This window comes from Gilliamella sp. wkB171, assembly GCF_001693755.1.
In the GTDB taxonomy this organism is placed as follows: Bacteria; Pseudomonadota; Gammaproteobacteria; order Enterobacterales; family Orbaceae; genus Gilliamella; species Gilliamella apicola_F.
The window spans coordinates 159,578-180,220 of record NZ_LYST01000039.1 but is presented as its reverse complement, the minus strand read 5'-3'; the positions used below and the strand labels follow the sequence as shown (position 1 = coordinate 180,220).

20 protein-coding genes are annotated in these 20,643 nt (G+C 35.7%); 14 read left to right on the top strand and 6 right to left on the bottom strand.

Annotated elements, in window-relative coordinates; genetic code table 11:
* Positions 1-200 precede the first annotated feature (200 nt).
* Together nifJ and A9G03_RS05785 are read left to right on the top strand one after the other, a co-directional pair.
* The gene (gene nifJ, locus A9G03_RS05790) at positions 201-3,743 is read left to right on the top strand and encodes a pyruvate:ferredoxin (flavodoxin) oxidoreductase (RefSeq protein ID WP_065798666.1); all 3,543 of its coding nucleotides are present in this window, start codon (positions 201-203) and stop codon (positions 3,741-3,743) included.
* 267 nt (positions 3,744-4,010) lie between these two features.
* The gene (locus tag A9G03_RS05785) at positions 4,011-5,198 is read left to right on the top strand and encodes a pyridoxal phosphate-dependent aminotransferase (protein ID WP_065798665.1); all 1,188 of its coding nucleotides are present in this window, start codon (positions 4,011-4,013) and stop codon (positions 5,196-5,198) included.
* A gap of 83 nt (positions 5,199-5,281) precedes the next feature.
* Here the strand turns inward: A9G03_RS05785 and A9G03_RS05780 are convergent, their stop codons facing one another.
* From A9G03_RS05780 to zapB, 4 genes are all read right to left on the bottom strand, one after another.
* Entirely contained in the window at positions 5,282-5,815 is a 534-nt protein-coding gene (locus tag A9G03_RS05780) for a C40 family peptidase (RefSeq protein WP_081297457.1), read from the bottom strand.
* Positions 5,763-7,121 carry a DUF3482 domain-containing protein gene (locus tag A9G03_RS05775; RefSeq protein ID WP_065798664.1) on the bottom strand — a complete coding sequence of 453 codons (1,359 nt, stop codon included), beginning with the start codon at positions 7,119-7,121 and terminating at the stop codon, positions 5,763-5,765. Before A9G03_RS05775 ends, A9G03_RS05780 begins: the two co-directional genes overlap by 53 nt.
* 1 nt (position 7,122) lies before the next feature.
* Positions 7,123-8,427, bottom strand: a complete 1,305-nt coding sequence (locus A9G03_RS05770; protein WP_065798663.1) for a DUF2868 domain-containing protein — start codon at positions 8,425-8,427, stop codon at positions 7,123-7,125.
* A gap of 81 nt (positions 8,428-8,508) precedes the next feature.
* Positions 8,509-8,754 (bottom strand): cell division protein ZapB, encoded by a 246-nt coding sequence (gene zapB / locus A9G03_RS05765; protein ID WP_065633399.1) that lies wholly within the window; start codon positions 8,752-8,754, stop codon positions 8,509-8,511.
* 100 nt (positions 8,755-8,854) lie between these two features.
* Here zapB and tpiA point away from each other — a divergent pair, with 100 nt between their 5' ends.
* The gene (gene tpiA / locus A9G03_RS05760; protein WP_065633400.1) at positions 8,855-9,619 is read left to right on the top strand and encodes a triose-phosphate isomerase; all 765 of its coding nucleotides are present in this window, start codon (positions 8,855-8,857) and stop codon (positions 9,617-9,619) included.
* A 47-nt stretch (positions 9,620-9,666) separates the two neighbouring features.
* Here tpiA and A9G03_RS05755 read toward each other — a convergent pair whose 3' ends face one another.
* Positions 9,667-9,894, bottom strand: a complete 228-nt coding sequence (locus A9G03_RS05755; protein ID WP_065633401.1) for a helix-turn-helix domain-containing protein — start codon at positions 9,892-9,894, stop codon at positions 9,667-9,669.
* Positions 9,895-10,046: 152 nt separating this feature from the next.
* Here A9G03_RS05755 and A9G03_RS05750 point away from each other — a divergent pair, with 152 nt between their 5' ends.
* The 11 genes from A9G03_RS05750 to A9G03_RS05700 all read left to right on the top strand — a co-directional run bounded on the left by A9G03_RS05750 (position 10,047) and on the right by A9G03_RS05700 (position 19,686).
* A complete protein-coding gene (locus tag A9G03_RS05750) occupies positions 10,047-10,736 on the top strand; it encodes a LexA family transcriptional regulator (RefSeq protein WP_065633402.1) in 690 nt (229 codons plus the stop codon).
* Positions 10,737-10,976: 240 nt separating this feature from the next.
* Positions 10,977-12,095, top strand: coding sequence for a tRNA 2-thiouridine(34) synthase MnmA (gene mnmA, locus A9G03_RS05745; protein ID WP_065798662.1), 1,119 nt, complete (start codon positions 10,977-10,979; stop codon positions 12,093-12,095).
* Position 12,096: 1 nt separating this feature from the next.
* The gene (gene hflD, locus A9G03_RS05740; protein ID WP_065798661.1) at positions 12,097-12,744 is read left to right on the top strand and encodes a high frequency lysogenization protein HflD; all 648 of its coding nucleotides are present in this window, start codon (positions 12,097-12,099) and stop codon (positions 12,742-12,744) included.
* 47 nt (positions 12,745-12,791) lie between these two features.
* The gene (gene purB, locus A9G03_RS05735; protein WP_065633405.1) at positions 12,792-14,159 is read left to right on the top strand and encodes an adenylosuccinate lyase; all 1,368 of its coding nucleotides are present in this window, start codon (positions 12,792-12,794) and stop codon (positions 14,157-14,159) included.
* Positions 14,160-14,267: 108 nt separating this feature from the next.
* Complete coding sequence (gene hemC, locus A9G03_RS05730) at positions 14,268-15,188, top strand: hydroxymethylbilane synthase (RefSeq protein WP_065798660.1); 921 nt, start codon at positions 14,268-14,270, stop codon at positions 15,186-15,188.
* Complete coding sequence (locus tag A9G03_RS05725; RefSeq protein WP_065798659.1) at positions 15,185-15,904, top strand: uroporphyrinogen-III synthase; 720 nt, start codon at positions 15,185-15,187, stop codon at positions 15,902-15,904. Before hemC ends, A9G03_RS05725 begins: the two co-directional genes overlap by 4 nt.
* Positions 15,905-16,076: 172 nt before the next feature.
* Positions 16,077-16,715: a DUF3304 domain-containing protein gene (locus A9G03_RS05720; protein ID WP_065798658.1), complete on the top strand. Its 639-nt coding sequence runs from the start codon at positions 16,077-16,079 to the stop codon at positions 16,713-16,715.
* A 112-nt stretch (positions 16,716-16,827) separates the two neighbouring features.
* Positions 16,828-17,625 (top strand): DUF3304 domain-containing protein, encoded by a 798-nt coding sequence (locus tag A9G03_RS05715; protein WP_065798657.1) that lies wholly within the window; start codon positions 16,828-16,830, stop codon positions 17,623-17,625.
* 112 nt (positions 17,626-17,737) lie between these two features.
* Complete coding sequence (locus tag A9G03_RS05710; RefSeq protein WP_065798656.1) at positions 17,738-18,106, top strand: hypothetical protein; 369 nt, start codon at positions 17,738-17,740, stop codon at positions 18,104-18,106.
* Between the two features lie 564 nt (positions 18,107-18,670).
* Positions 18,671-19,366 carry an AzlC family ABC transporter permease gene (locus A9G03_RS05705; protein WP_065633415.1) on the top strand — a complete coding sequence of 232 codons (696 nt, stop codon included), beginning with the start codon at positions 18,671-18,673 and terminating at the stop codon, positions 19,364-19,366.
* On the top strand, positions 19,363-19,686 hold the full coding sequence (locus A9G03_RS05700; RefSeq protein WP_065798655.1) for an AzlD domain-containing protein: 324 nt from the start codon (positions 19,363-19,365) through the stop codon (positions 19,684-19,686). The genes A9G03_RS05705 and A9G03_RS05700 overlap by 4 nt, the downstream gene beginning before the upstream one ends.
* A 48-nt stretch (positions 19,687-19,734) precedes the next feature.
* Here the strand turns inward: A9G03_RS05700 and A9G03_RS05695 are convergent, their stop codons facing one another.
* Positions 19,735-20,634 (bottom strand): heme biosynthesis HemY N-terminal domain-containing protein, encoded by a 900-nt coding sequence (locus tag A9G03_RS05695; RefSeq protein WP_065633417.1) that lies wholly within the window; start codon positions 20,632-20,634, stop codon positions 19,735-19,737.
* Positions 20,635-20,643 lie beyond the last annotated feature (9 nt).

Sequence of the window (20,643 nt, the reverse complement as noted above, 5' to 3'; positions counted from 1 at the left end):
ATTGCCTATTTGATTGATTAATTATGCCCTTTTTTAAATTTTCAACTATATTAATATCAATTTCAGTCACTCAAAAATTCAAAGAGTTAAACAAAAAATTTAACATAAAAATAACTAAAAGCTATCTTACTTTCTGGTACAATAATGCTAATTATTATAACTAAGTAATGTCATAATACTCTAGAATACAAGGTTTTTTAATGATCATATCAGATGCTAATAGTGCGGTATCTTCCGTCGCTTATCGTGCAAACGAAGTCATTGCTATTTATCCAATAACACCAAGTTCATCAATGGCAGAACAAGCTAGTACATGGGCTGAATTCAATAAACCTAACGTGTTTGGGGATATCCCTAAAGTGGTTGAAATGCAATCTGAAGCAGGCGCGATTTCAACTGTGCATGGCGCGTTGATGACGGGAGCATTAGCTACCTCATTTACCTCATCGCAGGGCTTGCTACTCATGATTCCATCCCTGTATAAAATTGCTGGGGAACTAACACCATTTGTATTACATGTTGCTGCGCGTACCGTTGCTACTCATGCTCTATCAATTTTTGGTGATCACTCCGATGTGATGTCAATCAGACAAACTGGTTTTGCGATGCTTTGCTCAAGCTCGGTACAAGAAGCACAAGATTTAGCGTTAATCGCACAAATTGCAACCTTTAACAGTCGAGTACCATTTGTACATTTTTTTGATGGGTTTAGAACCTCACACGAGGTCAATAAAATCTATCCATTGACTGACGAAGATATCCATCAGCTTTTACCACATGAAGCCATTAAAGCTTACCGTTCTCGAGCTTTAACACCGGATAAACCGGCTATACGAGGTACATCAGCTAATCCAGATACCTTTTTCCAATGCCGTGAAGCAGTCAATCCTTATTACAATAACACTTATCAACATGTTGTCGATGCGATGGACGCTTTTGAACAACAAACAGGTCGAAAGTATCAGCCATTCGAATATTATGGTGCTAATGATGCTGAGCGAGTAATAGTTATCATGGGTTCCGGTGCAAGTACCAGTAAAGAAGTCGTTGATTACTTGAATAAAAACGATGAAAAAGTGGGTGTGGTAATTGTTAGACTATATCGCCCTTTTTCCGCCAAACATTTTCTGGAAGTTATTCCTACTAGTGTTAAAAAAGTTGCGGTGTTAGATAGAACTAAAGAGCCAGGTGCTCAAGCTGAACCACTTTATTTAGATGTAATGACAGCTTTTGCAGAAAGCTTTAGTCAAGGTGAACGAAACAATATACCTAAAATCATTGGTGGACGTTATGGTTTATCATCAAAAGAGTTTGATCCTTGCTGTGTTCTCGCTATTTTTACAGAGCTGCAATTAGAAAACCCTCGCCCTCGTTTTACTGTGGGTATCTATGATGATATTACCGGTTTATCTTTAACCTTACCTGAAAAGTCTATTCCTCAAAAATCTGCTCTTGAAGCACTATTTTATGGGCTTGGCAGTGATGGCACAGTTTCGGCAACAAAAAATAATATCAAAATTATTGGGGATAGTTCGCCCTTTTATGTTCAGGGATTTTTTGTTTATGACTCTAAAAAAGCCGGTGGCTTAACGACTTCTCATTTACGTGTTAATTTAGAACCGATAGACTCACCTTATTTAATTACGAGTGCACACTTTATCGGTTGTCATCAAGATCAATTTATTGATAAATATCAGATTGTTGAAAAACTTAAAGATGATGGTATTTTTTTACTCAATACCCCTTATAGTAAAGATGAAATTTGGCATCGCTTACCGAAAGAAGTTCAAATACAATTAATTAAAAAAAGAGCGCACTTTTATATCATTAATGCAGCTAAAATAGCACGTGAATGTAACTTAGGTGCAAGAATTAATACCGTAATGCAGGCGGCTTTTTTTCATCTTTCAGAAATATTTAAAAATGACTTCAGTATTGCTCAATTGAAAGAAGTCATTGCCAAAAGTTACAGTAGCAAAGGGCAAGAATTAGTTGAAAATAACTGGAAAGCGCTTGATTTAGCTATCGCATCACTTGAACAAATCCCATTAAGTTGTGTTGATGAAAGTAGCACATCACGCCCAGCTATTGTGCCATATAACGCACCTGATTTTGTTAAAATGGTTACAGCAACAATGCTAGCAGGACTTGGTGATAGCTTGCCGGTATCGGCTTTTCCCCCTGATGGCACTTGGCCAACCGGAACAACAAAATGGGAAAAACGTAATATTGCTGAAGAGATACCTATTTGGCAACCCGAGCTTTGCACACAATGTAACCATTGTGCGGTAGCTTGTCCACATGCAGCCATTAGAGCTAAGGTTGTAGCACCAGATGATATGATTAATGCACCTGAGTCGCTTAGCTCGCTCGAAGTTAAAGCACGCGACATGAAAGGTCAACGCTATGTATTGCAAGTTGCACCTGAAGATTGTACTGGTTGTAATTTATGTGTTGAAGTTTGTCCAGCCCGAGATCGAAATAACTTCGATATTAAAGCAATTAATATGCGTCCGCGTATTGAAAACCTCGATACCCAGCGAACCAATTATGACTATTTCTCGGCGTTACCAGATCGTGATATCAAAACACTTGAACGTATTGATATCCGTACATCACAATTGCTAACACCGCTATTTGAATACTCGGGAGCATGTGCAGGCTGTGGTGAAACTCCTTACATTAAATTGTTAACCCAGCTATATGGTGATCATTTAGCCATTGCCAATGCAACCGGCTGTTCATCGATTTATGGTGGGAATTTACCTTCTACCCCTTATACTACCGATCGTAGTGGTCGTGGACCCGCTTGGGCTAACTCATTATTTGAAGATAATGCTGAATTTGCTTTAGGTTACCGTATTACTTATGATCAACATAAAAAACGCGTTTTACGATTATTGGAGCATGTTGGCGGTGAAATCTCCCCCGAAATTACCCTAGCCTTGCAATCAGCAGATGTTTCAATTGCAGATAAACGCGCACAAATTGCTATATTACGTGAACAATTAGCACACATGGATTCGATTGAAGCAAAAGAATTAATGCAAGATGCAGACTATTTAATTGATAAGTCAGTATGGGCTATTGGTGGCGATGGTTGGGCTTATGATATTGGCTTTGGTGGGCTTGATCATGTAATGAGCTTAACTGATAACGTCAATATTTTAGTATTAGATACACAATGCTACTCAAATACAGGTGGTCAGCAATCGAAGGCAACACCAATGGGTGCAGTATCTAAATTTGCCGATCTAGGGAAACACAAAGCACGTAAAGATTTAGGCATAAGCGTAATGATGTATGGTCATGTATATGTTGCGCAAATAGCATTAGGGTCTCAACTCAATCAGACACTTAAAGCGTTACAAGAGGCCGAAGCCTATGATGGACCTTCACTTGTTATCGCGTATAGTCCTTGTGAAGAACATGGTTATGATCTGGCTAAATCACATGAACAGATGAAAGATTTAGTCAAATCTGGATTCTGGCCGCTTTACCGTTATGATCCACGCCGCGTAGCAGAAGGAAAACCCGGATTAGTATTAGACTCTAAATCACCAAATAGTGAATCATTGTCAGATATCCTATTGAAAGAACAACGATTCCGACGATTAGAAACATTAGAGCCTGCTGTCGCGAATACTTTACATGAACGTTCAACAAAAATGGTTAACTCGAAGTATAAGTTTTTGCAGATGTTATCAACCTATTCAGATATTGAAACGCCTGCTGATAGTTAACTAATCTTATCAAGGTTAACCAAAATTAACTGTGCTTATTTATCATTGTTAAATAAGCGCAGTATTTAAAAAAAGATTTAATTGTGCAAAAAAGCACCAATAGAGTGCATTTCAACATTTCCCCTACTCACACTCACCAATGCAATAAATACAAATGTTCTTGACTTATATAGCAAAATTAAGCATTACATAATCGGCAATCGAAACTGGTATAAATATTGCATCAAACTATTACCGACAGAAGATCAACTAATGGTGAGGTGAATAATGGATGCAAATTTAAATATCAGCCGTCGAAGTTTATTAACATTCTCTGGTGCGGCAATTGCAGGTTTATCAATAAATCAATTACTGTCCAAAGCCTATGCTCAAGAAGTGCAAAAATCGATCGCTTTTTCATTGCCTATGCTTGATACAGTTGTTACACCTGATGTAAATAATCCGGTAAGACTTAACTTTAATGAAAATGCTTTAGGTATGTCACCTTCAGCCAAACAAGCAGCAATTGATGCGGTTCCTAAAGCTAACCGCTATGCTAAAGCGGAGATGCCCATTTTAAGTCAGTCAATAGCAGAACATCATAATGTCAGTGAAAAACAGATACTCTTGACTGCCGGTTCATCTGAAGGTATTAGAAGTACCATCGCTGCTTTTGTAAAACCTAATACTCAGCTAGTTATACCTGAACTTACCTACAGTGATGGTGAACAATTTGCTAAAATTTTTAATTTGAAAATAACCAAAGTACCTTGTTTAAATGACTGGAAAATTGATATCAATGGGTTAAGAAAAGCCGTTGAAGCTTATCAAGGATTCTCAATTGTTTATTTAGTTAATCCTAATAATCCAACGTCTACTGTTTTTGGTTTACCTGAAATTGAATCATGGATAGCGAGCAAACCTAACAATACTATTTTCATTTTTGATGAAGCATATGCTGAATTTGTTAATGATCCTACCTTCAAGTCTGCCGATAAGTTTATTACACAAGGTTACGAAAATATTATATTACTCAAGACTTTTTCAAAAATACATGCAATGGCGGGATTACGTGTTGGTTATGTTGTTAGTAGCGAAGTTCACATAAAAAATATTTCACAATATGTCGCTGGTGAAAAACTGAATTATTGTGGTGTTTGTGCTGCTTTGGCTTCGATGAAAGATAAACAATATCTGACTTATTCCAAAAAAGCCGTTGATGTATCGCGGGAAATTATGGAAAAAACATTATCAGACCTTGGGCTACATTATCTTAAATCAGAAACAAACTTTATATTTCACCAAACACCGATTAATTTGAATGAATATCGAGAATTGATGAAACAAAAATTTATATTAATCGGTAGAGATTTTGCACCGGCTACAAACTGGTGTCGAATATCACTTGGAACACCAGGTGAAATGCTTTATGTAGCTAATGTAATGCGTGAATTGAAAGAACAGGGTAAGATTTAATTAGCAACTATTAAAAATAATAAAGCTCTCTAAATCAGTTAACTTAGAGAGCTTTTTAATTAATTTGTAATCAATTGATTTGACTAACCATCTGTTAAGCGACGCGTCATCCAATAATGTTTTTTCCAATAATCTTCATTTAAACTAGAATAAATTACACCTTTAGATGTCGATGCATGTAAAAATTTACCATCAGCATAATAAATACCAACATGTAGACCACTTTGGCTACGACCAGTTTTAAAGAATACTAAATCACCTGCTTTAGGTTGAGTAACTTTATAACCTAACTGAGCTTGAGCTGATGCACTTCGAGGCAATGTCTTAGACAGTTTATTTTTGAAAAAATTAACAACTAAACCAGAACAATCGCTACCAGATAATGTCGTTCCACCGAACCGGTACGGGGTTTTTTGCCATTTTTTATAGTGAGATTCAATCTTTGCTAACATTTGCGGGTCAGGTTTAGTGGTTTTCGTTGATACTTGCCCTTGACTTGTACTACATCCAAATAACATAAAAAGAGAAAAAAGCAAAGTCGTTATTAAAAATCGCTTCTTCACACTAAAAAAGTTGTTCGGCAACATGCTTGATCGTCGATTGTCTTTTTTTGTCATTTCTTTTTGTTCCTTTATTTAAAGTCGACCATTGCGAATAGCGTCTTGCTATTTTTAGCTCTTTTGGCAACACACCTTTTTCCCACTCTTGTTGTTCTAATTTCGACAACTTTATAGGATAAGTGTTCGCATGGCTGCGATGATTTAAACTTTCTTTCAGACTAAGCAGTCTTATAGAAAGAAAACAAATAATAACATCATCAACACTTAGTTTACTATAACCAGAAAGCTGATACCGCATTCTAGAACCATAATGTTTGGCAGTTTGCATTATACTGCCTACTGCTGCTCCTATTAAAGCAGCTGAGCCAAGCGTAATTCCACCAGTGGCTAAATCTATGCTTGCCCCTATAGTTGCACCTGACACAAAACCTTTTGTCAAATGCACACCCATTCGTTTTAATGCATCAATATTAAATAGATCTGCATTATAGCGCCCTTTTATTAAAGGTAAAGCCTCAAAACGCTCTAAATCAGAATTAAATTGATAAATTTTCAACAATTCATTTACTGCCAATTGCTCGCGCTTTCTAACTTGATCTTGCATTTGTGCAATTGCTTGCTGATCATCAATTTTTGCCATCTTATAAAAGGCAGTAACATCAACAAGTGCTTCAGCAATAATCAAATTAGCATTTTGATTACGAGATTGTCGCATTTGTGCAATTTGATCTAACCATTGATCTAAGATCTTTTTGGCAGGTTCGAGCAATAAAGCAAGACTTTTATATAATCGTTCCTCGCCATCTAGGGGCGGAACTATAGCGTCAAAGCGTATGATAGCATGTATCCCTACGCGTGAGAGTAATCTTTTCCATTCCTTTTCATTTTCTTTTTCGCTTGCAGTAAAATTTAATACAGCAAGCATTGGTTTATCACCACTAGCGAGTATTGCAAGCTCATCATGATATTTATCTAAAATAGGCTCGCGCACGTCTATAACATAGATTGCCGCATCACTTTTAAGCAATTGTCGGATCACTTTTGCTTCTTGATCAAAACTATTTTCAGCTTCTGGGCTTTGTAAAAAAATCGTTAATTTATCGATCCCGTCTAGTTTACCGCTATCGACAGTTAATTGATGAATATAATCATACAACGCTAAGCTGTCTTCCAATCCAGGCGTATCATAATAAATGATAGATTGATTATTTGCTAAAGGTAATGTAATGGACTGGACATTCCTTGTGGTTCCCGGTTTATCTGAAACTTCACCAAATTGACTATTATGTATTAAAGTCCGCAGTAATGACGTTTTACCGACATTGGCATGACCGACTACAGCTAATTTTAATGTTGTTAACATGTCAAAACTCCTCACTTAACCAAGTGGGTGTCGCTAATTGTAGCGATAAAGCTTGCCAGTTTTTCATTTGCTTACCGTTATTGATAAACCAAAGGCGATTTTGCTGTGATTTATTCATAAGCTGATTAATTAAATTTAACATTCCTCTGTCTGGTGCTCTATCGGTATCAATAGCAATCAATAACTTCTTAGCTGGCGTTAATTGCAAATAATCTAAAATGTTGCGACGCTGTTCTCGCGTATTTAAAAAACCTAAAAACGTAACCGAATTTGGTGGGGTCCAGTTTTCAGTGATATCAATTGCGACTAAAAAAGATCCCTTTGCATTTTCAATATAGTGATAAGGTAAATAATTTCTGGAACGCTCACCATGCTTATCTTCATCTTCTACATTCACTAAAATAGGTTGTAGCTCGTTAGCTAAAACCTGAAAATGTGGATGTTTTGTGTCCAATTTCACTTTTCGACTGCAAATCAACCAATTAATAGCGCAAACTATCATACATAAAAATCGAACAGCTACGCCATAAACAATAAATACACCTAATAACCATACTGCCCAAGCAAAACGCGCATCACCAGCATTTAATGCGTGCTCACTCGCCCGAATAACATCATCATTAGGGATGGCAAAACCAATTAAAGCAGGTATCGAACCTAAATAATGCGTTAAATCAACAATAGTAGCAGAGCTTAATAAAGTTGTTTTCCATTCAAAACGATAATGTTCAGTTGAAAACAGTACAACTAATACCACCAGTGCACTCGTTAATATAAAAGTCCAAAAAAGATTGAGCACAAAACCAATTAACCAGCGAATTTGACCACCAAATAATTCAACAAAAGCGGGAATAAGTTGTTGTACAGTCTTTTTTTGTGAAAATTTTTTAGTTAACCATAACCAACAGTAAACCAATATACTGCCACCCAAATTTGAAAAAAAGAAAAAAGAAATCAACCAAACCACTAAGGTAATTAAATGCACGCCAAGTAGACTAAATAACGCCCAATATAAATTAATCGGATTTTGACTTAAGGCACTTAACGCCAATGAGGCACCAAGAATAATAGAAAGAAAAATTAATATAATAAAAGAGAGATTTGCTGCCCGTAATAACGTCTGTTGGGCTGAAAATAAGCCATTTTTTTTAGACAACATTAATGCACGCATCACAATGCGATTAATAGATGAAGTTTGAGAAGCTCTTACTTGTCGATTAATGTCTTGATCCGCAAAACGCCCAGATTCTTGTTCAATTAAATGAATAGTTTGAGCAATCCATAATGATTTTAACTCTTCACGCATTGTGTATAATTTTCGCCATCACTTTAATGAATAACAAAAACAAACGCGACATATGTCGCGTTAACAATTAGATATAACAACTTATTGTGTAATTTCACCAATTTTACTTAATAAAGTTTGAATACGTTGTTGCCATATTTGTTGATCTTGTTTAAGTTTTTCGTTTTCGTCTCGCAATGCTTTCATTTCGTCAGAACTATCATTAATTAATTGTTCTAACTCTTGATTACCTTGTTTTAATGTTGCAATTTCTTGTTGCAAAGCAGTGATTGTATTAACAGTGTGTTGAATTTTATTTTCTAATTGGTTCAAAATTTCTAATGACATATTTTTCCTCAAGCTCAAAATATTTGGTGTATAATGCAAACCATTATAGCGAATTCATTCTAAAATCAACACTATTTTAAACTTTAAGTTGGAGAAAATTATGCGTAAACCACTAGTCATGGGGAATTGGAAACTCAATGGTAGCATTGATATGGCTAAAAACTTAGTAGAAGGACTTAGAAATGAGTTATCTACTGATATTGAATGCAGTATCGCTATAGCACCACCAGTTGTCTATCTTGATTTTGTTAAACATCAGTTGGGCGGTTCAAATATCATTTTAGGTGCGCAAGATGTAGATGTGAATCTTTCAGGGGCATTTACGGGTGAAGTATCAGCTAACATGTTAAAAGAAATTGGTGTAACACATGTTATTATTGGGCACTCAGAACGACGCACTTATCATAAAGAATCAGATGAGTATATTGCTAAAAAATTTGGCGTGTTAAAAGATGCAGGACTTGTGCCAGTACTTTGTATTGGTGAAACAGAATCTGAAAACGAAGCAGGACAAACACAAGCGGTTTGTGCTCGTCAAATTGACGCGGTTATCAAAGCATTAGGTGTACAAGCATTTAATGGTGCAGTTATTGCCTATGAACCGGTTTGGGCAATTGGTACAGGTAAATCAGCTACGCCTGCGCAAGCACAAGCTGTACATAAATTTATTCGTGAACATATTGCTAAACAAGATGTTAATGTTGCTGAGCAAGTTATCATCCAATACGGTGGTTCAGTAAATGATAAAAATGCAGCAGAGTTATTCACTCAGCCAGATATTGATGGTGCATTAGTCGGTGGTGCATCGCTAAAAGCCGATGCGTTTGCAGCGATTGTAAAAGCAGCAGAACAAGCTAAAAAATAATTTAATGACGCCTGCAAGGGCGTCTTTTTTATAGAATTTTATGTAAACTATTTTTTTCCAGCTGGGGCATAACGAGAAGGCCAAATAGTTTCGACCGGAACTTGCAAATATTCAGAAATAATTCTTTCGTATTTAGGACAATGACGATATAGTGCATTTCTTAAAGTATCAGCTTGTAATCCACTTGCTCTCGATAAAGCTCTTAAATTTCCACCTCTAATTTTAATTTCGCCCACGACTCTTGATGGTGACCAGTCTTGATCTTGTTCTCTCATTATGAGATCCTCTATTGGTTAATTTTTTTGCTATTGTAATGATTATCGGTATTACAACGCTGAATTGATATGAATTTACCGGCAGAGAATAACATATAAAAAAACGAAACAAAACTACAAAAACAAAAAAAACACATGAAATGGAATAGAAAATGAACAAAAAGAACTTTAAAACACTTAATGAGCAAGAAAAAACGTCGATTTTAATAAACACAGGAGTAATAAATTTCAAAAATCGATTAACATTAGTATTAGAAGGACTATCAGGTAATGCTTTTGCTAAAAAAGTAGGCATGTCTGAAGCAGTGATCCGAGATTATTTATCTGGTAAAACTTATCCTTCACTTAATCGCTTGGCCATTATTGCGCACAAGTGTGAAGTTCCAATAGAGTGGTTAGCAACAGGAAAAGGCGAATGTAGATTGTTAAGTGAATCGCAAAATCGAGGATCAATAAATATACCTTTCCACAACCTAAATAAAACGAGTAATTCTTTAGCCGACATTCAATCTATTCCTTTCGAAACGAGCTTACTTAAACATCAAGATTGTCATAATGATGATCTAACAGCGGTATGGGCTAAAGGTGATAGCATGGAACCTACAATCGCAAACCATGACATTCTTATCATTAATAAAACATATTGCAAACCTATTGATGGTTATTTGTATGCAGTGCAGTACGATGACCAAATCAGTATAAAGCGAATTCAAAATCAAGGTTCTAATTTAGCCTTATTATGTGACAATTCGAAATATCCAACTATTATGGTTGATAAGAATTCACCACTCGATTTTGAAATTATTGGTCATGTTGTTTATCTTTTGAAAAAACTAAATTAACTATAGTAAATAAAGTCACTTATTCATGATTGAATGAGTGACTCAAAAAAGAAAAACTCGTTTTTTTCCGCGCAAATATCGAACAAAAATCACGTTTAAAAATGTTTAAAATATTATGAACGCCCAAATATTGCAAAAAGCTCTGCAGAATTAGCCAAATTGATACTGGTATAGCTTTATGCTTTTTTATCCAAATATGATAGAATTAACCTAATTTTTTAGTCTAATTATTTTGTTATTATGCCAAATTTAAATTCATCCAAAAAAGTTGTTGTCGGCATGTCTGGCGGCGTTGACTCTTCTGTTTCAGCATATTTATTACAGCAACAAGGTTATCAAGTTGTTGGATTATTTATGAAGAACTGGGAAGAAGACGACACAGAAGAATATTGTTCTGCATCAGTTGATTTAGCTGATGCTCAGGCCGTATGTGATAAATTGAATATTAAATTACACACAATCAATTTTGCCGCTGAATATTGGGACAATGTATTTGAACATTTTTTATCTGAATATAAAGCAGGTCGAACCCCTAATCCCGATATTTTATGCAATAAAGAAATTAAATTTAAAGCATTTTTGGAATATGCAGCCGAAGATCTTGGTGCAGATTTTATTGCAACAGGACATTATGTGCGCAAACGTGAACACAATGGCAAAGTCGAATTATTGCGAGGCATCGACAACAATAAAGACCAAAGCTATTTTCTTTACACACTAAGCGAAGCACAAATTCATCAAAGCCTTTTCCCTGTTGGTGAGCTTGAAAAACCTAAAGTTCGTGAAATAGCGAAACAATTAGGTTTAGCCACTGCTGCCAAAAAAGACTCAACAGGAATCTGTTTTATTGGCGAACGTAAATTTACTGACTTTCTCGCACGCTATTTACCGGCTAAATCAGGACCTATCAGAACCGTGGATGGCAAAGTCATTGGTCAACATCAAGGTTTGATGTATCACACATTAGGACAACGTAAAGGACTTGGCATTGGTGGTTTAAAACAAGCCGATGATACGCCTTGGTATGTTGTTGATAAAGATCTTATCAATAATGAATTAATTGTAGCGCAAGGACACGATCATCCTGCCCTATTTTCAAATGGATTAATTGCCAGTCAATTGCATTGGGTAAATAGGCAAGTCATCACTGAGCCATTTAATTGCACGGTAAAAACTCGCTACCGCCAAGAAGATATTATTTGCCGTGTAAATCCTTTATCTGAGGATAAAATTGAAGTGATCTTTGCCCATCCTGTTGCCGCCGTAACACCAGGACAATCCGCTGTTTTTTATCAAGGTGAAGTTTGCCTTGGGGGTGGTATTATAGAAGAGAGAATTATGGGCAATAAGGAGTTTTAGAATGAATAATAAATATCATCATATTGCTATAGCCCTTGCTGGTGTTGCTCAAAGTGCGATATTAATTCCTCAACTGGCCAATACAGGTGTATGCAGTAACGCACTTTATGAACGATCAATTAAAAGCGTGTTTGAAACTTCGCCCAGAACAACAGCAGATGTTTATGATGGACTTGAAAACATAAAAACAGGATTACAAACACTAATCCAATTGCTATCTTCTGGACAGAAAGAGCAGATCGAAATTATTCGTTATCTTTTTGGTACATTAAATATTACCAGCAAATTATTAAAAAATAATGATGCTTTAGATAAGATCGATCAGCGACTTAAACGCATTGCAAGTCTTTATCCTGATACAAATATTGATACCATTAATAGCAATATTGAAGATTTATCATACTCATTAGCGGGGATCTACTCCGATATTATTAGTCCTTTAGCGACCAAAATAAAAGTTATAGGTAAACCAGAATTTTTACAAAACTCACTAGTGCAAGCTAAAGTAAGAACATCGCTACTGGGTTGTGTTCGTTCTGCAATTTTATGGTATCAAGTTGGAGGTGGTCGATTACAGTTTTTATTTTGTCGTAAACGAATCAATAATGCGGCACAACAATTATTACAAGATATCAATACAACAATTTAATTTATATTTTCAATATGATACTTAAATAGAGTCACGGAGTTGAACCGATGGAATTATCTGCACTTACAGCCCTTTCACCTATTGATGGTCGTTATGGTGATAAAACAATAGAATTACGTACCATTTTTAGCGAATTTGGATTATTAAAATACCGCGTTGAAGTTGAAGTTCGTTGGTTACAAAAATTAGCTTCACAAGAGAATATTCCTGAAATTCCAGCACTAAGTCAGTCAGCTACTCATCATTTAAACCAAATTATTGAACAATTTAATCAAGACGACGCATTACGCATTAAAGCGATCGAAAAAACAACCAATCACGATGTAAAAGCCGTTGAATATTTTCTTAAAGAAAAAGTCAGTACTAATGAAGAACTCCATGCTATTAATGAGTTTATTCACTTTGCTTGCACTTCTGAAGATATCAATAATTTATCTTATGCTTTAATGCTAAAAACAGCAAAAGAGACTGTTTTAATTCCTTATTGGCAAAAAGTAATTGATAAAATTACGTTGCAAGCAAAAGAGTATTGTGACTTACCTTTACTATCTAGAACCCATGGACAACCCGCTACACCAACAACTATCGGGAAAGAGTTTGCCAATGTTGTCTATCGATTAAAACGCCAATTAAACCAGCTTCAATCCGTTGAAATATTAGGAAAAATAAATGGGGCTACCGGTAACTATAATGCCCATATGGTTGCTTACCCACATGTTGATTGGCACAATTTAAGCGAAGAGTTTGTTAGTTCATTAGGTCTAAAATGGAATCCTTACACAACCCAAATAGAACCACACGATTATATCGCTGAATTTTTTGATTGTGTTGCGCGTTTCAATACTATCTTGATCGATTTCGATCGCGATGTTTGGGGCTATATTGCTTTAAATCACTTCAAGCAAAAAACTGTAACTGGTGAAATCGGATCATCAACCATGCCGCACAAAGTCAATCCAATTGATTTTGAAAATTCAGAAGGAAATTTAGGTCTTGCCAATGCCATTATGAATCATCTAGGCGGTAAATTACCGGTTTCTCGCTGGCAACGTGATCTAACCGATTCGACTGTATTACGAAACTTAGGTGTTGGAATTGGCTATGCGATTATCGCTTACCAATCAACTTTAAAAGGCCTAAATAAGTTAGAAGTTAACCAAACATACTTGCTTGACGAACTTGACCGTAATTGGGAAGTATTAGCTGAACCGATCCAAACTGTAATGCGCCGCTATGGTATAGAAAAGCCATACGAAAAATTGAAAGAATTAACACGTGGTAAACGAGTTGATGCTGAGGGCATAAAACAGTTTATTGAATCCTTAGATTTACCTGAAGACGAAAAAACTCGATTAAAACAGCTAACACCGGCTAATTACATTGGTTATGCGGTGAATTTTGTAGATAAGCTTTAATCATTTAAAAATAGTCTGAATAGTAATAGCATTTTGCTTTTCAGACTAAGCTATCAACTAATTTAAACTAAAAAATCACTATACTTAGTTATACAATAGGAAAATCAATTGAAGATTCGCATTGCAACTCGAAGAAGTCCTTTAGCCTTATGGCAAGCTAATTTTGTTAAACAAAATCTACTTTTGGCACATAAAAATTTAACTGTCGAGCTTATACCAATGATGACTCAAGGCGATATCATTCTTGATAGTCCACTTGCCAAAATTGGTGGTAAAGGTCTTTTTGTTAAACAGCTTGAACAAGCTATATTAACTAACCAAGCCGATATTGCGGTTCATTCAATAAAAGATATTCCTGCACAATTTCCTGAAGGCTTAACCCTTGCGACAATTTGTCAACGAGACGATGTGCGTGATGCCTTTATTTCTAATCGCTATTCCAATTTAGATGAACTACCTAAAGGCGCAATTGTCGGTACATCAAGCTTACGCCGCCAATGTCAGTTACGCGCTAAATACCCCCATTTACACATTAAAGATCTTCGTGGTAACGTTGGCACTCGTTTAGCAAAACTTGATAACCAAGAGTATGACGCAATTATCTTAGCATCTGTTGGTCTAAAGCGCTTAGGATTACAAGATAGAATTAAACAATATATTGATACCAATTTAATTTTACCTGCCGTTGGTCAAGGAGCCATTGGTATTGAAACTCGAGCAAATGATAAACCATTGTTAGAAATTCTATCTGTACTTGATGATAAAAATAGCCGGATTTGCATCGAAGCTGAAAGAGCGATGAATAAAGCTTTACAAGGAGGATGCCAAGTCCCTATCGCCTGCTATAGCCAATTAAACAATGATATATTATTATTACAAGGTCTAGTTGGAAGTATTGATGGTTCTAAAATTATCAAAGCAATAGTAGAAGGTAGCATTAGTGAACCAGAAAAAATAGGGCAAACACTGGCTGAACATTTACTAGAACAAGGTGCCAAATCTATATTACAGGAATTAAAGGACGGATGATTTTTGTCACTAGACCCACACCTGAGGGTGAACAACTAACACAATTATTAAACCAAGCAAACTTGCCTGCACAACATCTTCCATTTTTTAAAATTTTACCCGGACACGATCTTCAAAATTTACAAGAACAACTCAATAAACTTCATCCTAATGATATGGTGCTTGTCGTTTCACCACAAGTCGCTTATATTATTAACAACTATCTTCCCAAGTTAACCTTACCGACTGACATTCGTTATTTTGCAATTGGCAAAAAGTCAGCACAATTATTTAACCAATTAACAACGGCGACAGTCAATTATCCCGCTCAAGAAAACAGCGAAGGACTATTAGCCAAAATTCAACAACAATCAGTCCAAAACCATACTATTTTAATTTTATGTGGTAACACAGGTCGACAATTATTGGCACAAACTCTGACTAATCAAAAAGCCAATGTAAAATCAATTGAATGCTATTATCGCGAGCCAATAAATTACCCAACTAATATTTTATCGAGTAATATAGCTAAACAAATAATCATTATCACTAGCTTAGAACACTTAAATCAACTCGAACGATACAGCAGTTCTCAACATAAACAGCTGACTCAACTATTGGTAACTAGCCAACGAATATTTAACGCGGCAAAACAGTACCAATGGCAAAAAGTTTTATTAGTAAATGGCGCAAATAATCAAAATCTTTTAAATGTTGTCGAGTTACACTACTCATAACTATATAAAACGATAAAAGTTTAATAAGTTGCATATTTTATTAAAAATTAGGATGGAAAATGAAACTCAGCTTACTCATTTTAATCTCTCCACTACTACTTACCAGTTGCTCAAATCAATTTGAACCATTTGTTGGCTCACTTCCGGTAAAAACAAAACCTATGCCGCACCAGTGGAAGCGATTGAATATAATTATGAAAATATGAATGGTGGCAGTATTGGTGGTGGTTGCATTCCTGATACGCCAGGAATCGATGACTATGATGTTGGTAAAAAACGCTACGGTGGCGGTTCAACTTGTGGCGCAGCTGCTCTGCGTGCGCATTGGACGCCAGGTATGACAATGCGCATTTCTTGGACATTATTCCCCTACCCAGGCTGGCAAGCCAAAATATTAAATCTACCAGGGGTAGTAATTGACCGTAAAGAATCAGATATTATTGACCAATATGATGAATCTTATAGTACAGAGATCCCATTACCATTACCTCCACCACCACCGTCAGCCGGCGATGATTTTGGTCAGGTCGCTAATATCACCGTGCACTTTCTACCATGTAATCAGATATTTATTACTTATGGCACCATAGAAGAAGGACGTAATCCAGTATACTGGAAACTATTTGCTGAAAGCCAAAAACTATGCACACCACGTCCAAGCATTAAATCAATGGCAGATTATCGAAAAAACAAAGCCAAAATGGATGCCATTAAAGCCGAACGAGCAAAAATCCCACAAGTGATTTTACCACGCTATATCAAACAATTAGAACTAGAAGGTAAATTACCTGTCAGTAGTGATAAAAAATAGTCGGTGACAACAAAACAATAAAGCACCTAAAAGAATAATCACTAAAGCAAAAATAAGACAATATAAGCCCTGATGTGAACAATAAAAAATAGGTGATAATAAGGAAAGAGTCATGAAGATCACAAATCAAACAGTAACCGTTCAAAGTGCTAAATTAAAAATTAACTGGTGCTGGCTTACCTTACTGCTTGTACCGCTAGCAATAACTGGTTGTTCCAATCAGTTTGAACCATTTGTTGGTATTACTTCCGGAAAAAATAAAGCCTATGCTGCACCAGTGGAAGCGATTGAATATAATTACGAAAATCTTAGTGGTGGCAGTATTGGTGGTGGTTGTATTCCCAATACATCAGGAATTGATGATTATGACGTTGGTAAAAAACGCTATGGCGGTGGTTCAACCTGTGGCGCAGCTGCTCTGCGTGCGCATTGGACACCTGGCATGACCATGCAGATTTCATGGGAATTATTACCCTATCCAGGCTGGAAACCTAGAATTTTAAATACAGCAGGTTTAAATGTTGATAGAAACGAAGCCAATTTAATTCATCAATATGATGAATACTATTCTACCGAAATACCTTTGCCACCGCCACCACCGTCAGCTGGTGATGATTTTGGTCAGGTCGCTAATATTACCGTGCACTTTCTACCATGTAATCAGATATTTATTACTTATGGCACCATAGAAGAAGGACGTAATCCAGTACACTGGAAACTATTTGCTGAAAGCCAAAAACTATGCACGCCGCGTCCAAGCATTAAATCAATGGCAGATTATCGAAAAAACAAAGCCAAAATGGATGCCATTAAAGCCGAACGAGAAAAAATCCCACAAATCATTTTACCACGTTATATCAAACAATTAGAACAAGACGGTAAATTACCCGTTAGTAGTGATAAAAAATAGTCGGTGACAACAAAACAATAAAGTAACTTAAAAAATAATCATTACAACAAAAAATAAAATGATATAAATGCTGATGTGAGCGATAAAAAATAAGCGATATAAGGAAAGAGTCATGAAGATCACAAATCAAACAGAAACCGTTCAAAGTGCTAAATTAAAAACCTACTGGCGCTGGCTTACCTTACTGCTTGTACCACTAGCAATAACTGGTTGTTCAAATCAGTTTGAACCATTTGTCGGTATTACTTCCGGTAAAAATAAAGCCTATGCTGCACCAGTAGAAGCGATTGAATATAATTATGAAAATCTTAGTGGTGGCAGTATTGGTGGTGGTTGCATTCCTGATACATCAGGAATTGATGACTATGATGTGGCAAAGGGATGGTGCGGATCAAACTGTAGCACTGCGGCATTAAGAGCTAAATGGACGTCCAGTATGACAATGAAGATTTATTGGGTAGTCTTACCATATCTAGGTTAGAGAATAAACGCGTTAAATTAATTTAGCATGAATTTAGCTCATGATGAAAGTGATTCGACCAAAATGCCATTGCCACCACCCCCCCCCCATCAGCCAGCAGTGATTTTGGTAAAGTCACGAATATCGCGATACATTTTTACCTTGTAAGTAAATATTCATCACACATGTCACCATAGCGTAAGGACGCAATTCGGAACGTAAAACTATTTTGCCAAAATTTGTGTATGCCGGCACAAGTATCACATCAATGGCGAATTACCATAAAAATAAATCCAAAATGGATACCATAAAAACCACGTAATTGAAGATGCCGCAGGTAGTTCTGCCATGTGATATCAAACAACTAAATGCAGAAGGCAAATGGCCGATTAATACCGAAAAGAATTAATCGATAATAAAATAAAAATACATCGGTTAAGTAACTAAAAATTTAAAAATAGAATGAGTTTAACAAATATTGTTACTCAATAAATAATTGCTTTTGATATTATAAAAGCGAAAATACTTACTAATTGATTAGCTATATTTTTTGAATTATAAAAATTTAACGATAACGAGAGTACGATGGCATTAACATTTAATGACGGTGTTCGAGCATGCATTCCAACATTACTTGGCTATATTGGTATTGGCATTGCAGCTGGAGCTGTAGGTAAAGCAGCAAATTTATCAATTTTAGAAGTCACGCTATTGGCGATAATGGTTTATGCTGGTGCGGCGCAATTTATTATTACCGGTTTAATGATTGTTGCAACACCAATTTCAGCAATTATTTTTACTGTTTTTTTAGTTAATTCTCGCCATTTTTTAATGGGCATGGCAACTGCACCAACGTTTAAAAAGTATTCTTTATTGAATAATATTGCGATAGGTAGCTTATTAACCGATGAAAGTTTTGCGGTAGCAATGAATGCAATTGCGAATAAAAAAACAATCAATTGTGCATGGATGCATGGCCTGAATTTAACCGCTTACTTTGCTTGGATTTTATCTTGTTTGATTGGAGCATTAATTGGTAAATGGTTACCCGATCCTGCACAGTTTGGCTTAGATTATGCCTTAGTTGCTATGTTTATTGGTCTTTTATATTTACAACTTATAAGTGATAAAAATAAAAGCATGAAAAATCGGTTATTAGCAATGTTGACTGTAACTATTGTATTAATTTTTTTATTACGATTTTTATCCGCTGAATTGGCAATACTGGTCAGTACGTTTGCGGGATGTTTTATCGGCGTTGCCATGGAGCGTAAAGCATGAGTATTTATAGTTTACTGATTATATTAGGATCAGGATTAGTGACTTGGTTACCCAGAATTATTCCATTCATATTAGTACGAAAATTACAATTACCTGATATGGTAATTCGATTTTTATCCTATGTTCCGATATGTATATTAACTGCTTTATTTGTACAAAATCTGTTTATTGTAAGATCTGGCTCGTTTCCTGAGTTTAATCTTGAATATTGCTTAGCGGCGATTCCAACAATTATTGTGGCATTATTAACAAAAAACCTAATGTTAATTGTGGTAACAGGCATATGTGCGATGTCAGTAATTCGTTACTTTATGAACTAATAGTTGTAGTTGTTATTTCACAAAAAGGCAGGACAACCGCCCTGCTTATTATGTTCTCTCTTTATTTTCAAGCTTATTGATAGCATTTATAATCTTATTAGCTTCGGCTGTTTGTCCTACTTGATTAAGGTAATTCGCCATTGCTTTTTGGTAAGCCATATTATTTAGAATTGCTTTAGGCTGTGATTTCCACCATTTTATTAATGCTAATGGATCGCTATCAGCTGACAATTGCTTAATACGACCAATATAAGCGGCTTGTTTAAATTGATCTAATTGAGATTCACTATAAGCCTTAACTTTGTACATAGCAGGCATTAAATCTATCACAGCTTGATAATCACCCATATCATAAAAGAGTTGATCGGCAAGTCTTAATACTTCTGGATGACGTGGTTTTTCATTCAATAGCTGCTCTATTGTTTTTCGCGCTAAAGCATATTCACGGTTTTTAATTTGTAAACGTATCTGTACCAGTTTGAAAGCAAATATCTCATTAGGTTGACAGTTTTGTGCAGCTTGTTCCAAAGATTGATTGGCTGAAACCAATTCATCATTATCTATTTGCGCTTGTGCAGCAAGCAAATAAGATAATGCCGAATTGTTCGACACTTTAGCTGATTTCATAAAAAACTTACTAGCTTGTTGATAATCGCCTTCAAGAAGTGAAATTTGTGCCATCTCAAGCCGTTTAACAACTTTTTTAGGTGATTTTGAACGTAACCATTCCCCTAAAATTGTTTTGGAATTAAAAATTTTCTTTAAAAACCAATAAACAATATATAAGCAAAATAAAGCTAATAACTCAAGTATGACAAATGAATTAAATGACATACTGACTTTATAATTTGCAACTTCAAAAACGGCTGAACCTTGATGACCTTGTAATAACGGACCTAACAAAAAACCCGCCACCAACACTAAGAAAATAATCAATATTTTTAGCATTATTATTCT

Bases quoted from the DNA above. Each gene is read 5' to 3' on its own strand.
- mnmA (WP_065798662.1), top strand. From the start codon at position 10,977: ATGCCAAATTTAAATTCATCCAAAAAAGTTGTTGTCGGCATGTCTGGC.
- A9G03_RS05770 (WP_065798663.1), bottom strand. From the start codon at position 8,427: ATGCGTGAAGAGTTAAAATCATTATGGATTGCTCAAACTATTCATTTA.
- A9G03_RS05725 (WP_065798659.1), top strand. From the start codon at position 15,185: ATGATTTTTGTCACTAGACCCACACCTGAGGGTGAACAACTAACACAA.
- A9G03_RS05750 (WP_065633402.1), top strand. From the start codon at position 10,047: ATGAACAAAAAGAACTTTAAAACACTTAATGAGCAAGAAAAAACGTCG.
- hflD (WP_065798661.1), top strand. From the start codon at position 12,097: ATGAATAATAAATATCATCATATTGCTATAGCCCTTGCTGGTGTTGCT.
- A9G03_RS05700 (WP_065798655.1), top strand. From the start codon at position 19,363: ATGAGTATTTATAGTTTACTGATTATATTAGGATCAGGATTAGTGACT.
- A9G03_RS05780 (WP_081297457.1), bottom strand. From the start codon at position 5,815: ATGACAAAAAAAGACAATCGACGATCAAGCATGTTGCCGAACAACTTT.
- zapB (WP_065633399.1), bottom strand. From the start codon at position 8,754: ATGTCATTAGAAATTTTGAACCAATTAGAAAATAAAATTCAACACACT.
- A9G03_RS05705 (WP_065633415.1), top strand. From the start codon at position 18,671: ATGGCATTAACATTTAATGACGGTGTTCGAGCATGCATTCCAACATTA.
- tpiA (WP_065633400.1), top strand. From the start codon at position 8,855: ATGCGTAAACCACTAGTCATGGGGAATTGGAAACTCAATGGTAGCATT.
- A9G03_RS05775 (WP_065798664.1), bottom strand. From the start codon at position 7,121: ATGTTAACAACATTAAAATTAGCTGTAGTCGGTCATGCCAATGTCGGT.
- A9G03_RS05715 (WP_065798657.1), top strand. From the start codon at position 16,828: ATGAAGATCACAAATCAAACAGTAACCGTTCAAAGTGCTAAATTAAAA.
- A9G03_RS05710 (WP_065798656.1), top strand. From the start codon at position 17,738: ATGAAGATCACAAATCAAACAGAAACCGTTCAAAGTGCTAAATTAAAA.
- A9G03_RS05785 (WP_065798665.1), top strand. From the start codon at position 4,011: ATGGATGCAAATTTAAATATCAGCCGTCGAAGTTTATTAACATTCTCT.
- purB (WP_065633405.1), top strand. From the start codon at position 12,792: ATGGAATTATCTGCACTTACAGCCCTTTCACCTATTGATGGTCGTTAT.
- A9G03_RS05755 (WP_065633401.1), bottom strand. From the start codon at position 9,894: ATGAGAGAACAAGATCAAGACTGGTCACCATCAAGAGTCGTGGGCGAA.
- A9G03_RS05695 (WP_065633417.1), bottom strand. From the start codon at position 20,634: ATGCTAAAAATATTGATTATTTTCTTAGTGTTGGTGGCGGGTTTTTTG.
- nifJ (WP_065798666.1), top strand. From the start codon at position 201: ATGATCATATCAGATGCTAATAGTGCGGTATCTTCCGTCGCTTATCGT.